This window comes from Desulfocurvus thunnarius (assembly GCF_055390965.1).
In genome coordinates, this window is sequence record NZ_AP042411.1 from 1811103 (window position 1) to 1827520 (window position 16418).

Here is a 16418-nt window from a genome sequence, read left to right on the forward strand (position 1 = left end):
GCGCGCATCCATGCGCGGCTCCGGCGGTTTGCCTTGCGGGCCTCAGCCCTTGCCCGGCGAGGGCCGCTAGTTCTTGGCGAAGGCCTTGGCCAGCCGGGCCAGTTCGCCCAGCCGTTCGTCCACCCGACGGTAGAGGCTGCCCTCGGGGAAGGCCCCGCCCCGGACGCGGCGCCCGGCGGGCAGGCCCGTGAGCAGTTCCATGGCCTGCTCGATGCTCGTCACGGAGTGGACGTGGAAACGGCCCTGCTCCACGGCCTCGGCCACCTCGTCGCCGAGCATGAGATGGGTCACGTTGTCGCGGGGGATAATCACGCCCTGGCGGCCCGTGAGCCCGCGCCGCGAGCAGACCTTAAAGAAACCCTCGATCTTGGGCGTCACGCCGCCCACGGCCATGATCTCGCCCGACTGGCTCACCGCGCCGGTGAACGCCAGGGACAGGTCGATGGGCACCCCGCCCAGGGCCGAGAGCAAGGCCGCCAGCTCCGCGCCCGAGGCCGAGTCGCCCTCGATGCCCGCGTAGGACTGCTCGAAGCACAGGCTGCCCGTGAGAACCAGGGGCTTGTCCTGGGCGAAGAGCCCCAGCAGGTAGCTCTTGAGAATCATCATGGCCTTGGTGTGGATGGGCCCGCCCAACTCGGCCTCGCGCTCCAGGTCGATGATGCCGCCGTGGCCCACGCCCACGGTGCAGGCGATCTGGTGCGGCAGGCCGAATTCATGGTCGCCGTACATGGTCACGGACAGGCCGTTGACCCGGCCCGTGGCTGCGCCCGAGGTGGAGACCTTGATCAGTTCGCGGTCGTAGTCGGCCAGGAACTCCTCCTCGTAGAGGTTGGCGCGGAACTTGCGGTTGCCCAGGGCGGCGGCGATGTCCGTGCCCTCCACGCGCTTGCGCCGCGCCCGGCGGGCCAGGGCGGCGGCCTCGATCATCACCTCGCGCGCCGCGGGCAGTTGCAGGGAGAGTTTCTGCTGGTCCTCGGCCATGTGCGAGGCGTGGTCGATCATGGCCGCCAGGGCCGTGCGATCGAAGGGCGGCAGGCGGGCCTCGTCGATGATCCGCCCCAGGCTGTGCAGGTAGTGGCGCACGGAGGAGGCGTCGCGCGGCACGGTGTCCTGCATGTGGGCCTTGAGCTTGAAGAGCTTGGGGAAGCGGTCGTCGATGCCCAGCAGGGCCTCGTAGGCCTCGTCGGTGCCGACCAGGATGACGCGCACCTCCAGGGGCACGGGCTCGGGCTGGATGGTCCGGGCCCGGGCGTGATCCTCGGTGCCGCCGTGGTCCTCCATGCGCGACTTGCCCGAGCGCAGGGCGCGCAGCAGGCCCTCCCAGGCGTCGGGGTTCTGGGAGAGGTCCTCGATGCGCAGCACCAGGAAGCCGCCGTTGGCCCGGTGCAGGGCTCCGGCCTTGATAAGCGTGAAGTCGGTGTACAGGGCGCCCATCTCGGCCTCGCGCTCGATGGAGCCCAGGAGGTTGGCCGGGGTGGGGTGGTCCTCGAAGACGATGGGCGCGCCCTTGGCGGCGCAGTTGTCCACGAAGCGGTTCACGTCGTAGCGGGTGAAGAAATCCTCGGCGGCGGCGGCCTCCAGGCCCGCCAGGGGGCCGCTGGCGGGCTGGGGCCCGGTCTCCTGGGGCAGGAACTGGTCCATGCTCTCCAGGATGTCGTCCCACATGGCCTTGAGCTGCGCGGCAAGGTCCTTGTTGCGCGCATATTTCCTGCGCAGGGGCCGCAGGTGGCGCTCCAGGGCCTCCTTGACCGCGGTGCGCTCCAGAGTCCGCTGGTCCTCGCGGAAGTCGCTCTCCTCCCTGCCCATGCGTCGCAGGTTGCGGCCCATCTCGCTCATGATGGCGTCGCCGCGCTTCTTGAGGGCCTTGCGCAGCTCGGGGTCCAGGCGGTCGTAGTCCTGCTCGGAGACGACCTTGCCCTCCACCAGGGGGTACAGGGTCATGCCGCCCTGCTCGTCCACGTCCAGGTCGAAACCCTCGCGGGTGGCGGTGGATTCCATCTCGCGCAGCAGGGTTTCGCGCTTGTCCTGGAAGCTGCGCACCAGGGTCTCGCGCTTCTTGATGAAGGCCTCCTTCTCCAGAGCCTCGGGAATGTCCTTGCGCAAGGCGGTCAGGGCCTTGGAAAGCTCCTTCTTCAGAGTCTTGCCCCCCCCGGCGGGCAGACGCAGCAGCCGGGGCCGGTCGGGGTCCAGAAAGTTGTGCACGTAGATCAGGTCGCCGGGCTCGGGCATTTTCGCCGCGCGCGGGCGCAGGAAATCCATGGCCATGTAGGTGCGGCCCAGGTTGGGCTCGCCGGCCACGAAAACGTTGAAGCCCGGGTCGTCCACGGTCAGGCCCATTTCCAGGGCCTGCAGGGCCCGGGGCTGGGGCGGACGCACGCGGCTGGAGGGCGGAATCCTCGTGCTGTCGGCATAGGGAATGCGCTCGGGCGCGAACCGGGCGCGCAGCCGGGACGCGGGCAGGGGCTTGCTCTTGGGCATTGGGGATCCTTGTTGGGCCTGTTTGGAAACGTCGAACCCTCCTTGTAATGCCTCGGGCGACGCTTGTCACCACCGCCGGGGAGCGCCGCGGCGGCCAAGGCCCGGAGCACGCCCGGCCTGGCGCCAAGTCGGCACACGACCGTCACGCCACGGCAACGGGCCGGATGTATCCCCAGGCCAACGCGCCCGCACGGGCGGGCGCCAACCCCGTCGGAGGTTGCCGCCATGGACAGGCCCTTTCTGCGCGCCGATCTGCACGTCCACTCCAAACACTCCAAGCGCCCGTCGGAATGGGTGTTGCGCAAGATCGGCGCCGCCGAGAGCTACACCGAGCCCCTGCGGCTCTACGAAACCGCCCGGCGCCGGGGCATGGACCTGGTGACCGTCACCGACCACAACACCCTGGGCGGCAGCCTGGACATCGCCCACCTGCCCGGCACCTTCCTGAGCGAGGAGATCACCACCTACCTGCCCGACAACGGCTGCAAGCTGCACGTGCTGGCCTGGAACCTCACCGAGGCCCAGCACGACGACATCACCCGCGTGCGCGACAACGTGTACGAGCTGGTGGACTACCTGCTGGCCCAGGCCGTGCCCCACGCCCTGGCCCACCCCATGTTCGACATGAACCTGCGCCTGACGCCGGACAGCTTCGAAAAAATGCTGCTGCTGTTCCGCAACTTCGAGCTGAACGGCTCGCGCGACCAGTCGCAGAACGAGGTGCTGCGCGCCATCCTGGCCGGGCTGACCCCGGACGACATGGACTACCTGGCCGAACGCCACGGCCTGGCCCCGCGCATGGCCGAGCCCTGGCGCAAGAACCTGACCAGCGGCAGCGACGACCACTCCGGGCTGAACATCGCCCGCAGCCACACCATGGTCCTCGACGTGAGCGACCCGGCCGACGTGGCGGGCTTCCTGGCGGGGGTGGAGGCCGGGGCGGCCCGGCCCGTGCAGGTGGCGGCCACCCCGGCCACCATGGCCCACAATCTCTATTCCATCGCCTACCAGTTCTACCGCGACCGCTTGGGGCTGGCGCGCTTCCTTTCGCGCGACCTGGTGCTGCGCCATGTGGACCGCGCCCTGACCCTGGAGGAGCCCGCCCCCGGCAACGGGCTGGTGGCCCGATGGCACAGCCTGGTGGGCGGGCTGCGCGCGGCCTCCCTGCGCCGCTCGCGGCCCACGGCCCTGCCCCATGTGGTCCAAAAGGAGGTCCTGGACCTCATCAGCGCCAACCCGGCCCTGACCGCCGGGCTCCAGGGCGGGCGCGACAAGCCCTGGGAGGCCGAACGGGCCTGGTTCGAATTCGTGGACCGCGCCTCGGAAAAGGTGCTGACCCATTTTGCGGACACCATCCTGCGCAGCGTGGCCGACGGCAACCTCTTCGACGTGTTCAAGGCCCTGGGCTCGGCGGGCGCCTCGTACACCCTGCTGGCGCCCTACGTGGTGGCCTACTCGCTGTTCACCAAGGACCGCCGCTTCTGCCGCACGGTGCGCGAGCGATTCGCCGCGCGCAAGGGCCGCGAGACGCCGTCGGCCCCGCTGCTGGTGGCCCATTTCACCGACACCTTCGGCGAGTTGAACGGCACCTCGGCCAGCCTGGCCCGGCAGCTCGACTCCGCCCGGGCCCACGGCCGGGCGCTGACGGTGGTCACCTGCCGCCCGCAGGCCGAGGGCGAAGCCGCCCCCGGGCTGTGCAACTTCGCGCCCATCGGCTCCTTCGAGCTGCCCGACTACCCGGGCCTGGTGCTCAACTATCCGCCGCTGCTCAAGATGATCGACTGGTGCTACCGGCACGGCGCGACGCACATCCACGCCGCCACCCCGGGCCCCGTGGGGCTGGCCGGGCTGGCCGTGGCCCGCGTGCTCGGCCTGCCCCTGCACGCCACCTACCACACCGACTTCCCGGCCTACGCGGGCGCCCTCACGGGCGACGCGGCCATGGAGGAAGGCGCTTGGCGCTACCTGTCGTGGTTCATGGGCCAGTGCGACATGGTGGACGCGCCCTCGGCCCAGGTGGCCGCCGGGCTGGCCGCCCGCGGGGTGGACCGCGCGCGCATCCGCGTGGCGCCCCGGGGGGTGGACGTGGCCCTGTTCCGCCCCGAGCGGCGCAACGGCTTTCTGCGCAAGGGCTTCGGCGTGGCCGACGAAGCCCTGAAGCTGCTCTTCGTGGGCCGCGTGAGCCGCGAGAAGAACCTGCCCATGCTGGCCGGAGTCTTCCGCGAGCTGTGCGCCCGGCGCGGCGGGGCGCACCTGGTGGTGGTCGGCGGCGGGCCGTACCTGGAGGAAATGCGCGCCGAACTGACGGGCTACCCCGCGACCTTCACCGGCCCGCTCTACGGCGAGGAACTGGCCACTGCCTATGCCTCCTCCGACGTGTTCGTCTTCCCCTCGGTACGCGACACCTGCGGCACGGCCGTGCTGGAGGCCCTGGCCTCGGGGTTGCCCGTGGTGGTCACCGACCAGGGCGGCCCGCAGGACCATGTGCAGCCCGGGCGCACGGGGCTGGTGGTGCCCGGCGGCGACCCGCGCCACTTCCTGCGCGCCCTGACCACCCTGGCCGACGACCCCGCGCGCCTGCCCGCCATGGGCCGCGCCGCGCGCGAGTCCGTGCGCCACCGCTCCCTGGACAAGGCCTTCCTGGCCCAGTGGGCGGCCTACGCCGAAACCGCCCTGTCCTAGCCCCGGCCGGGGCCCGGCGTCCGCTTCGCCGCGGCCCCGGGCGCCCCTTCGGCCTCCGTCGCCAAAAAGAAACCTGCCCGCCACACGGGCACCACGCGGGCCCGCTAGCGTGCCCCAACCCTTGGCGGCGGGATGGGCGCCCCTGCGCCCGCTCCCGGGCCGCAACCATCCACCAGGAGAACATCCATGCAGCACGCCCAGGCCCTGGCTCCCTTCGCTTTGGATCTGCCCCTGAACCAGCCCTTCAAGGCGCTGGTCGGCAAGCCGCTGGAAAAGGTGCTCTGCCTGCCGACCCTCAACTCGCTGTACGCGCGCATCGGCGGGCGCGAGGCCGAGGGCTTCCCCGGCCGTGTGCTCGACCTGCTGGGCGTCGCCGTGGACGTGCCCGAGGCCGACCTGGCGCGCATCCCGGCCACGGGCCCGGCGGTGGTGGTGGCCAACCATCCCTTCGGGGCCATCGAGGGCGTGGTGCTGCTCCAGGCGCTGCTGCGCGTGCGGCCCGACGTGAAGATCATGGCCAACTCGCTGCTCTCCCTGGTGCCCGAACTGCGCGGGCACCTCATCGCCGTGGACCCCTTCGGCTCCCGCCAGGCCGCCCGGCGCAACGTCGGGCCCCTCAAGGAGGCCATCCGCTGGGCGCGCGGCGGCGGGCTGCTGGCCGTGTTCCCGGCGGGCGAGGTCGCCTCGCTGCAACTGCGCAAGCGCGCCGTGACCGACCCCGACTGGAGCCCCACCGTGGGCCGCATCATCCGTATTTCCGGCGCCCCGGCCGTGCCCGTGTACTTCGACGGCGCCAACGGCCCGCTGTTCCACCTCATGGGCCTGATCCACCCGCGCCTGCGCACGGCCATGCTCCCGCGCGAGCTGCTCAACAAGCGCAGCCGGACCGTGCGCCTGGGCGTGGGCCGCCCGGTGCCTGCCCAGAAGATGGCCCGCTTCGCCTCCGATGAACAACTGACCCAGTACCTGCGCCTGCGGACCTACGTGCTCGGCCACCGCTGCCGCCGCGACCAGGGGCCCGCGGGCGCCCTGCGCGCCCTGGCCCCGCGCCCGGCGGCCCCGCCCCTGCCCAGGGCCCTGCCCGCTCCGGCCATGGAGCCCGTGGCCCCGCCCTGCGACCGCGCGGCCCTGGCCCGGGAGATCGCCGCCCAGCCCGCGCCCAACGTGCTGCTGGAGCAGGGCGACTACGTCATCGTCTGCGCCCAGGGCCGCTACCTGCCCACGGTGCTGCCCGAGCTGGGACGCCTGCGCGAAATCGCCTTCCGCGAGGTGGGCGAGGGCACGGGCCGCGCCCGCGACCTGGACCGTTACGACGACTACTACCACCACCTCGTGCTCTGGAACCGCGCCGAACGGGAGATCGTCGGCGCCTACCGCCTGGGCCGGGCCGATGTCATCGCCGGGGGCTACGGGCCCGCCGGGCTGTACACCCATTCCCTGTTCGACTACGACCAGCGCTTCCTGGAGCGCATCAGCCCGGCCCTGGAGCTGGGCCGGGCCTTCGTGGTCGCCGGGTACCGCAAGAACTACAATCCGCTGCTGCTGCTGTGGAAGGGCATCGCCGCGTTTGTCTGCCGCGAGCGGCGCTACCGCCTGCTCTTCGGCCCGGTGTCCATCTCCAACGACTACCACCCCTACTCCAAGCTGCTGATGATGCGCTTCCTGCGCGCCAACCACGCCCCCGAGGGCGGGCTGCACAAGCTCATCCGCCCCCGGACGCCCCCGCGCCTGCGCGCCCGGCGCCCCGGCGGCCTGGGCTTTGCGACCATCAACACCGTCTGCCCCGACATCGAGGACCTGGCCTCGGCCATCAGCGACATCGAGGCCGACGGCAAGGGCATCCCCGTGCTGCTGCGCCAGTATCTCAAGCTCGGCGGCACGGTGCTGACCTTCAACCGCGACCCCGACTTCGGCGACGCCATCGACGGGCTGATGCTCGTGGACCTGGCGCACACCCCGGCCAAGACCCTGGAGCGTTTCATGGGCCGCGACGAGGCGGCCATGTTCCTGTCAACCCACGGCCGGTAAAGGCTGATAAGCATTTCGCACGCAAAGGGCCCGGCCTCCTGGGAGGCCGGGCCCTTGTGCGTCGCGGCCGCAGGCCTCAGGCGCGCGCGGCGCCCTTGTCCTGCCCCTTGGGCGCCAGAACCAGGATCGGCTCGCGCAGGCCCAAAGCCTTGGGGAAGGCCGCCAGCCGCGCCAGGGAAGCCGCGCTGAGGCGCTGCCCGCGCAGCAGGAGCTTCACGCCCTCGGCGTTCACCAGATCCTCGGCCATGACCATGCCCTCGCGCAGTTCGGCCAGCCCCACCTTGCGCACGGGCACGGGCTCGGCCTTGCGCGTCACGCGCAGCATGGCGTCCACCACGGTCTGGTCGTAGGCCTTGGCCTTGCCGCGCATGGATTCCAGAATCTTCACCGCGTCGGCGCCCCGGTTTTCCAGCCGGTCCACGTCCAGGGCGATTTTGATGATGCGCGACTCGAGGGGCTGGCCGTCATGCAGGGGGGCGCTCTGGTGGCGGATGATGCGCGCCACGGGCACCAGGGTGTCGATGTTGTTCAGCAGGTTGGCGGCGATGCTCGGATGCATGCCGAAAATCTGCTGCTCCTCGGGGCTCAGGGGCTGGCCGGTGTTCATCTTGGTCACGATCTCCCCGGGCAGGGCCAGGCAGCCCACGTGGGAGAGGGTCACGGCCAGCTCCAGGCGCGACATGGGCTGCACGCCGAGCAGCCGCCCCGTGGCCAGCACGCGCTCGCGGATGCGCCGCGAATAGTCCAGTGCCTCGGGAGTGACCAATTCCATGATGTCCACCAGGATCTTGACCCCGCCCAGCAGGCGCTGGCGCGCGCCCTTGCGCTCCTGCACGTCGGCGGCGTGGGCGCGCAGGGCCTCGGCCAGATGGCCCGCAAGCTCCTTGAGCGGGCAGGGCCGGGCCACGTAGCGCCAGACGCGGCCGCGGTTGATGGCCGCCACGGCGTCGGCCAGGACGCCGCTGGCCGTGAGCACCATGCGGACGGTGCTCGGGGAATGCTGCTGCATCTCCTCAAGCAGGGCGAAGGCGTCGGCGCCGTCCAGGCCGAGTTCCAGCACCACCACGGCCACCCCGTGCTTGCCTTGCAGCAGGCGCCGGGCCTGATCGTACCCCGTGCAGTGGGCCAGGCGCACGCCCTCGGGCAGGCCCTGGGCCAGGGGCGCCGAGGCGGCGGGGTCGTGGTCGATGAACAGGAGGATGGCTTGGCTCATGGTCTGGCTGCTCCCGGCACCTAGTCGATGATGATCTTGCGCGAGTCGGCGTCGCGTCGGAAGCGCGAGGCCTCCATGTCGGCGGTCACGCTCAGGCGCTTGCCCATGATGACCACCTCCACCCCGCTGAAGACCCGCCGCAGGGCCTGCACGCGCAGCGCGGCCAGCCGCTCGCGCAAAACGTGGCGCGCCTCCAGGATCTGCACGTCCAGAGCCCGGATTTCGCCCTGAAGCCGACCCCGGGCCTTGATCAGTTCGACCAGGATGCGCCGGTCCTCCTCCGGGGCGGCCATGAGCGCCGTCATGGGCTCCTCGGAGCCCAGGGCCGTGTCCATGCGCTCCAGTTCCTCGGTCAGCCCGGCGCGCTGGTCGATAAGCTCCTGTTCCTCGCGGTTGGCCGGGCGGATTTCCACGATGGTCGCGCCGCGGGCCTCGTTGCCGAGGATATGGGCCGTGATGTTGCCGCCGCTGATGATGTGCCCGCCGCGGATGATGCCCCGGGCGCCGACCACGCTCACGTCGCCGCCGGCGACGATCTTGCTGTGGGTGATTTCCAGTTGCGCGACGACATCGCCCCCGGCCTGGACCTCGGCATTCTGGAAAAACTTGGCGGCCACGTTTCCTGCGGCGACGATGCGGTTGCGCCCGCTCATGAGCACCCCGCCCGAGACCACCAGCCCGCCCGCCGTGATGTCCGCATCCTCGATGAGCCCCTCGACGATCACGTCGCCCTGGGCCTCGATGACGCAGCCGCTACGCACGGCGCCCTTGACGTGCACCCCGCCCTGGCGGGCGCGGATGTTGCCAGTGGCCAGATCCACGTCGCCGTTGATCTCCAGCAGTTCGGAGACTTCCAGAGTGTCGTTGCGGAAATGGAAGATACCCTTGATGGCGGCGGTGAACAGGGTCACGCCGTCCCTGCCCTGGGCGGCCTCCACGTTCTTGCCGATGCGGACCTTGGCCTCCCTGGGCTCGCGGGGCGGCACGGCCTCGCCCAGAATGTCGAACCCCGGGGTGCCCGGCACGGGCGGATGCAGCTCGGCCAGCGCGTCGCCCTGGTTCACGAAGCGCAGGCCGCCGCGCTCGCGGTAGTCCATGGAGCCGTCCTCGCGCAGGGTGCCCACGCGCTGCTCCTGGCGCAGCAGCAGGTTCAGGCGCCCGTCGATGCCGGGCTCGGGGAACAGGCCTCGCAGCAAGGCCACGAACACGAACCCCCCGGCCTTGCGCGACTGCTCCAGGGCCTCGCGCAGGGGCTGGGGGTCCAGGTCGAGATTCGCCAGCAGCGGCGGCAGGCTCTCGCGCAGGCGCTCTTCCGTGACCTCCTGGCCCAGGCAATCCTGGGCGTCGACCTCCAGGGTCAGGAGCATGCGGTCTTCGGAGATGTTCCAGGTCGGCGCGAAGCGGATGCCGTCTTCGGCAAGGAAGACCTTGCCCCAGACCTTGGCGCGCAGCTCGCCCCGGGCGGCATCGAAGGCCAGGCCCTCGTGATGGGTGGACACGGGCGGATAGGGCAATTCGCCCAGCCCCTCGGCGGCGCGCATCTCCTCCTCGGGCGCCAGGGTGCCGAAGACCGTGCCCGGAGGCACGGGCCGGGCGAGATCGTATTCCGTGCGCAGCAGATGCGGGAGCAGGGTGTTGTCCATGCGCGTTCCCGTGGTGGCCGCCGGGCTCCCGGCCCCGGCGGCCGGTGACAACGGACGGTATCCGTCAGCCTATCACAAGCCCGGACCCGCCAGCAACGGCCAATGCGCGCAGAGTGTCCCTACAGGTCGTATTTCTTGAGCTTGTACTGCAACAGGGACTTGGAGATGCCCAGGGCCTCGGCGGCCTTGACCTTGACGAAGTCGTTGCGCGCCAGGGCGCGGCGCAGCAGGGCGGCCTCGATCTTCTCCAGGGTGTCGGCCAGGTTCAGCCGCGCGGGCAGCAGGTCCACCGCGGACTTGAACTGCGCGTCCTCGTCGCGCACTTCGGGGGGCAGGTCGTCCACGCCGATGGTCGTGCCCGCCGCGAGCACGGTGCAGCGCTCGATGACGTTCTGGAGCTGGCGGACGTTGCCCGGCCAGTCGTAGGCGTTCAGGTAGTCCAGGGCCTCGGGGGAGAAGCCGGTGACGCGGCTCTGGTTCTCGCGCACGTACTTTTCCAGGAAGTGGGCCGCGAGCATGGGAATGTCCTCGCGGCGCTCGCGCAGGGGCGGCATCTGGATGGCCACCACGTTCAGGCGGTAGAACAGGTCCTCGCGGAAGTCGCCCCGGTCCACGGCGGCGCGCAGGTCCACATTGGTCGCCGCCACGATGCGGATGTCGACCTCGATCTCCTTGGTGCCGCCCACGCGCTCGAAGCGCCGCTCCTGGAGCACGCGCAGCAGCTTGACCTGGAGGTCCGGGCCCAGTTCGCCGATCTCGTCCAGGAACAGGGTGCCCCCCGAGGCCAACTCGAAGCGGCCCCGGCGGCTGGCCACGGCCCCGGTGAAGGAGCCCTTCTCGTGGCCGAACAGTTCGGACTCCAGCACCCCGGGGTTCAGGGCCATGCAGTTCACGGACACGAAGGGGGCGTCCTTGCGCGGCGAGGCGAAATGGATGGCCCGGGCCACCAGCTCCTTGCCCGTGCCCGACTCGCCCTGGATGAGCACCGTGGAGCGGCTGGGCGCCGCCTTGTCGACCATCTCCAGCACCGAGCGCATGGCTTTGGAGCGGCCGATGATGTTGTGCAGGCCGTAGCGGTCCTCCAAATTCTCGCGCAGCAGGCGGTACTGGCGGCGCATGCGGGCCATTTCCACGGCCTTGGACAGGGACAGCAGCAACTGCTCGTTGGAGAACGGCTTGGTCACGTAGTCGAAGGCGCCCAGGCGCATGGCCTCCACGGCGGACTCGATGCTGCCGAAGGCGGTCATGATCAGCACCGGGATGTGCGGGTAGTTGGCGTGGACGTGCTCCAGCACGTCCTGCCCCGTGAGCTTGGGCATTTTCATGTCCGTGACGACCACGTCCACCTCGGACTCCTCAAGGTAGGCCAGACCCAGTTCGGGGTCGTGCAGCGCGGTGACGGAATACCCGGCGTCGGTCAGCAGGGCGTCGAGGATGAGCAGGTAGTTGCGCTCGTCGTCAAGAACCAGGATGTTGCTCGGCATGGGCTGCCTCCTCGTCGGCGGGGAAGGTGATGGTGACCTGCGCGCCGCCCCCCGGGGCATTGGCGAAGTCGAGCCCCGCCCCGTGGCTGGTCAGAATGTTGGCCACGATGGCCAGACCCAGGCCGGTGCCGCTGTCCTTGGTGGTGAAGAACGGGTCCGCCAGCCGGGCGGCCACCTCCTGGCTGAAGCCCGGCCCCGTGTCCATGAAGCGCAGGGCCACCGCGCCGTCCTCGACGCCGCCCCGGATGGTCAGCACGCCGCCGCCCTCCATGGCCTGCATGGCGTTGACCATGATGTTGTACATGGCGCGGTAGAGCAGGTCCTTGTCGCCGGTGACGCGCAGGGCCTCGGGGTAGTCGCGGGCCAGGGTCACGCCCTTGCCGGTGAACTCGTGCTCCAGGAAAGTGCAGGCCTGGTCCAGCAGCAGCGCCAGGTCCACGTCCTCGCGGCGGGGCTTCTTGGGCCGGGCGTAATCCAGGAAGTCGGTGACCGTCTGCGACAGGCGGCGGATCTCGTCGAACATGACCTGGAGCAGGGTCACCCGGGGGCTGTTCTCGGCCCGGGCCTTCTTGAGCAGCATCTCGGCGCTGGACTGGATGATGCCCAGCGGGTTGCGGATCTCGTGGGCGATGCCCGCCACCACGCGGCCCATGCTGGCCAGCCGCTCGGCCTGGAGCAGCTCGCGCTCCAGCTTCTGGGTGCGCTCCATGCGTTGCAGGTTCATGGCGTCGGCCCGGCGGATGAACAGCAAAAGCAGCAGAAACAGGAAAAACGACGAGGTGAAGGAGATGGCGATGATGACCCACTGGAAATTGATGGCCGCGCGGTAGTCGTCGGTAATGTCCTGGGAGAATTCCAGGATGCCCATGGGCTGGCCGCTGGGCCCGCCGGGATACAGGCTGCGTTCGGTCTTCAGGGGATAGACCGTGCGCATGACCACGCTCTCGGGTTCCAGGTCGAAGCGCAGCATGGCCCACCAGGGCGAAACGTTGGTCACGATCTCGAAGTTGTGGGCGAAGGCCTGGGTGGCCCGCTTCACCGCGCCGCTGGCCAGGTCCCTCGCCCCGGCCTGGGTGGCGTTGGTGGAATAGGACACGACCCCGTCCAGGTCGTAGATGCGCAGCTCCATGACATGCTGGCCGTGGATGGTCTCGCGGATGACCATGTCGAGCTGCTGGTACTGCTCGTCCTGCTGCAACTCGATGCGCCCGAAACGCAGCAGGGTGGGCACGGTGTAGCGCTGGAAGATCTGGTGATTCAGGTTCTCGGCCAGCAGCAGGGCGAACTCGCGCTGCTTGGCCAGCAGCGTTTCGCGCGCGGAATTGGCCAGCACCGCCGACATCAGGATGCTGGTGGCCATGATGAGCACCAGCGAGCCCCACGAAAGGAAGCGCGCCAGCTTGAAGGGGCGGGCGGCATCCGGCGCGAAGGGCGCGAAAGGCGAGAGGGGTTTCATGGGCTGCGCTGGCCTCCCGGCGGCCTAGGGCACGATGACCCCGGCGACCTTGTCCAGAGCCTCGACCAGGGTCCTGTCGTCCACGGCGTAGGAGAAACGCACGCAGCGGTCGTCGCCGAAGGCCGCGCCGGGCACGGCGGCAACCCCGGCCTCCTCCAGCAGCACGGTGCACATGGCCGTGGAGTCGGGCATGCGCCGGGTATACAGCGCGCTCACGTCGGGGAACACGTAGAACGCCCCGTCGGGCCGCGGGCAGACCACCCCGGGCCAGGACGACACCATGGAATGGGCCAGCTCGCGGCGGCGCGCAAAGGCTTCGCACATGGTGTTCATGAAATCCGTGGGCCCGGTGAGGGCGGCCACGGCGGCCTTTTGGGCGATGGAGCAGATGTTGGACGTGCTCTGGCCCTGAATCTTGGTCATGGCCTTGATGAGGTCCGGGTGGGCCAGGACGAAGCCCACGCGCCAGCCGGTCATGGCGAAGCTCTTGGACAGGCCGTTGACCACGGCCACATGCTCGGGGTGGCGCTCCCAGAAGGGCGCCAGGCTCACGGGCCGGGCCGGGGCGTAGACCAGCCGGTCGTAGATTTCGTCGGCCAGAATGAACACATCGCGGCCCACGGCCCACTCGGCCAGGGCCGTCAGCTCGGCGGCGGTGTAGTGCACGCCCGTGGGGTTGGAAGGCGAGTTGAGCAGCAGCATGCGCGTGCGCGGGGTCCAGGCGGCGTCCAGGGCCCCGGGGGTGATCTTGAAGCCCTCTTCCGCCCCGGCGGGCACCACCACGGGCTCGGCCCCGGCCAGTTGGACCATGGCCGGGTAGCTCACCCAGTAGGGCCCGGGGATGAGCACCTCGTCCCCGGGGTCGAGCATGGCCTGCATGACGTTGAACAGCGCCTGCTTGCCGCCGTTGCTGACCATGGTGTGCTCCATGGCGGCGGCGGTGCCGTAATAGGAGTTGAAATAGCCGGCCACGGCCTCGCGCAGCTCGGGGATGCCGGGCACCTGGGTGTAGCGGGTGAAGCCCTCGTCCAGGGCGGCCTTGGCGGCCTCGCGGATATGCGCCGGGGTGCCGAAGTCCGGCTCGCCCACGGAGAGGCTGACGATGCTGCGGCCCTGGGCGCGCAGGTCCATGGCCTTGGCCGAGATGGCCAGGGTTGCCGACGGCTTCACTTGCTGGAGTTTCTTGGCGATCTGCATGTCCGCTCTCGAAAAGGGTGGGGATGGGTGAACGCGGCCCGGGGCGCGCATTGCCCGCCCGCCGTCCGATGCGTCCCTCTTAGGGCAATTCCCGCCGAAGGTAAATGGCCGCCGGGCGGGGCCGCGGGAACTATTGAGTTCCCCCCCGCTTTGCCGTACCGTTTCCGCCAGCCACCTCAACCGGCCCGGTCGTCATGTTCCAGCCCGCACCCCTGCCGCTGTCCCCGTTTTCCGCGCGCACGCCCGGCGACGAGCTCCTGCGCCTGCGGGCCCACCTCGAGGCCCATTGCGACATGACCCTGCTGGAAACCGTTCCGGCCATGGTCCTGCTGCTCGACTCGCGGCGCCAGGTGCTCCACGCCAACGCCGCCCTGCTGGAATACGCCGGGAAGCGGGGCGCGCCCCTGCCCATGGTCCAGGCGCTGGGCCTGCGCCCCGGCGAGCTGTTCGGCTGCGTGCACGCCGCCGAGGCCGCCGACGGCTGCGGCGCGACCTGGGCCTGCGGGCAGTGCGGCGTGCTCCGGACCCTGCGCGGGGCGGCGGCGGGTACGATGGCCGAGGACGAAGGCCGCGTGCTGCGCCGCCGGGACGGCCGGCTGGCAGCCGTGACCATCGCCACCCGCGCCGTGGCCATGGACTTCGGCGGGCGCCCCTTCTTCCTGCTCTACCTCCAGGACGTGCGCGACCGGCACACCAGCAAGATCATGGAAAGCCTGTTCCTGCACGATGCCCTCAATGCGCTGAACGGCGTGGTCGGCGCCGCCGGGATGCTGCACGACGAGCTGCGCGGCGACCAGCACGAGCTGGCGGGCATGGTTCTCGAACGCGCCGGGCACCTGGAGCACGAAATCCGCTCCTACCGCATGCTCCTGGACGCGGAAAGGGCCGAACTGGAACTGCACCCCGAGGACGTGGACCCCGCAGCGCTCTGCTCGACCCTGGCGCGGCTGTTCACGCCCCAGGCCCAGGCCGCCGGAGTGCGCCTGGCCTGCGCGCCGGGCCCGAATGCCCGCCTGCGCACCGACAAGGGCATCCTGCTGCGCGTGCTCGAAAACCTGCTCAAGAACGCCGTGGAGGCCTCGCCCCGGGGCGGCACGGTGACGCTGGGTCACGAATCCCGAGGCGCCGGGGTCCGCTTTTTCGTGAGCAACGAGTCGGTGATGCCCGCCGAGGTCCAGGGCCAGGTCTTCCAGCGCTTCTTCTCCACCAAGGGCCCCGGGCGCGGCCTGGGCACCTACGGCGTGCGGCTGCTCACGGAAAACTGCCTGCGCGGCGAGGTGGACTTCAGCTCCGAGCCGGGCCAGGGCACGGTGTTCCACGTGCAACTGCCGGAGACCCTGGACCCCGGCGGGCCGCCCCCGGCGTGAGCGGCCCCCTGCTGCCCTTCCCGCCCGGCTGCATCGAGGCGGCCTTCGTGCGCCGGGTCAAGCGCTTCAGCGTGGAAACCCGGGGCCCGGAAGGCGCCGCCGTCTGGGCGCACACCAACAACTCCGGCTCCATGCTCGGGCTGCTGCGCCCCGGCGCGCCCACCCTGCTCTCCCCGGCCCCCGGCGCCGCGCGCAAGCTCAAATGGACCCTGGAGACCATCGACCTCCACGGCATCCGCGTGGGCGTGAACACCCTGACGCCCAACCGCCTGCTGCGCGCGGCACACCTGGCCGGACGCCTCGCGGCCACCCGGGGCTACACCAGCCTGCGCCCCGAGGCCGTGGTCGGCGAATCGCGCCTGGACGCGCGCCTGGACGGCCCGGCAGGCACCCTCTACGTGGAAGCCAAGAACGTGACCCTGGTCGAGGACGGAGTGGCGGCCTTTCCCGACGCACCCACCACACGCGGACAAAAACACATGCGCGAACTGATGGCCCTGGCGGCCCAAGGCGTGCGCGTCGCCCTGTTCTGCCTGGTGCAGCGCGCCGACGGCGCCTGCTTCGGCCCGGCGGACTACGTCGACCCCGACTACGCCGCCCTGTTCTGGCAGGCCGTGGACGCGGGCGTGGAAATCTGGGCCCACCGGGGCGTGGTCACCACCCAGGGCATCGACCTCGGCCCGCCCCTGCCCCTGGCACCGCGTTAGGCCCCGGGCTCCTCACCCGGCGCGGGGCGGAAACCTGGGGACGGTGCATACTTCCGGGGATTGATCAGCCTCCGGCGGCTCAAGGGGCACGCCCCTTGAGAATCCCGCATTGGGAGGGCGCGGCGGCGCGCCGCCACGCCCCCTGAATGGGATTCTTAAGGGC

General features: G+C 70.6%; 10 protein-coding genes. 4 read left to right on the forward strand and 6 right to left on the reverse strand.

Annotation, left to right across the window (positions count from 1 at the left end):
- Positions 1-66: 66 nt before the first annotated feature.
- Positions 67-2478 (reverse strand): Lon protease family protein, encoded by a 2412-nt coding sequence (locus tag ACZ5KV_RS07855; RefSeq protein ID WP_464238750.1) that lies wholly within the window; start codon positions 2476-2478, stop codon positions 67-69.
- A 225-nt stretch (positions 2479-2703) separates the two neighbouring features.
- On the opposite strand from ACZ5KV_RS07855, the gene ACZ5KV_RS07860 reads away from it, so the two are divergent.
- Both ACZ5KV_RS07860 and ACZ5KV_RS07865 read left to right on the forward strand, forming a co-directional pair.
- Positions 2704-5160, forward strand: a complete 2457-nt coding sequence (locus tag ACZ5KV_RS07860; RefSeq protein WP_464238751.1) for a glycosyltransferase — start codon at positions 2704-2706, stop codon at positions 5158-5160.
- Between the two features lie 186 nt (positions 5161-5346).
- A complete protein-coding gene (locus ACZ5KV_RS07865; protein WP_464238752.1) occupies positions 5347-7188 on the forward strand; it encodes a lysophospholipid acyltransferase family protein in 1842 nt (613 codons plus the stop codon).
- Between the two features lie 76 nt (positions 7189-7264).
- On the opposite strand, the gene ACZ5KV_RS07870 is transcribed toward ACZ5KV_RS07865, so the two are convergent.
- From ACZ5KV_RS07870 to ACZ5KV_RS07890, 5 genes are all read right to left on the reverse strand, one after another.
- On the reverse strand, positions 7265-8401 hold the full coding sequence (locus tag ACZ5KV_RS07870) for an HD domain-containing phosphohydrolase (RefSeq protein WP_464238753.1): 1137 nt from the start codon (positions 8399-8401) through the stop codon (positions 7265-7267).
- Positions 8402-8421: 20 nt separating this feature from the next.
- Complete coding sequence (locus ACZ5KV_RS07875) at positions 8422-10044, reverse strand: DUF342 domain-containing protein (protein WP_464238754.1); 1623 nt, start codon at positions 10042-10044, stop codon at positions 8422-8424.
- 119 nt (positions 10045-10163) lie between these two features.
- A complete protein-coding gene (locus ACZ5KV_RS07880) occupies positions 10164-11528 on the reverse strand; it encodes a sigma-54-dependent transcriptional regulator (protein ID WP_464238755.1) in 1365 nt (454 codons plus the stop codon).
- Positions 11503-12984: a sensor histidine kinase gene (locus ACZ5KV_RS07885; RefSeq protein ID WP_464238756.1), complete on the reverse strand. Its 1482-nt coding sequence runs from the start codon at positions 12982-12984 to the stop codon at positions 11503-11505. The genes ACZ5KV_RS07880 and ACZ5KV_RS07885 overlap by 26 nt, the downstream gene beginning before the upstream one ends.
- A gap of 24 nt (positions 12985-13008) precedes the next feature.
- Positions 13009-14181, reverse strand: a complete 1173-nt coding sequence (locus ACZ5KV_RS07890) for a pyridoxal phosphate-dependent aminotransferase (protein WP_464238757.1) — start codon at positions 14179-14181, stop codon at positions 13009-13011.
- A 194-nt stretch (positions 14182-14375) separates the two neighbouring features.
- Between ACZ5KV_RS07890 and ACZ5KV_RS07895 the strand changes: the two genes are divergently transcribed.
- Positions 14376-15548, forward strand: coding sequence for a sensor histidine kinase (locus ACZ5KV_RS07895; protein ID WP_464238758.1), 1173 nt, complete (start codon positions 14376-14378; stop codon positions 15546-15548).
- Positions 15545-16255: a DNA/RNA nuclease SfsA gene (gene sfsA / locus ACZ5KV_RS07900; protein ID WP_464238759.1), complete on the forward strand. Its 711-nt coding sequence runs from the start codon at positions 15545-15547 to the stop codon at positions 16253-16255. Before ACZ5KV_RS07895 ends, sfsA begins: the two co-directional genes overlap by 4 nt.
- Positions 16256-16418: the final 163 nt, after the last annotated feature.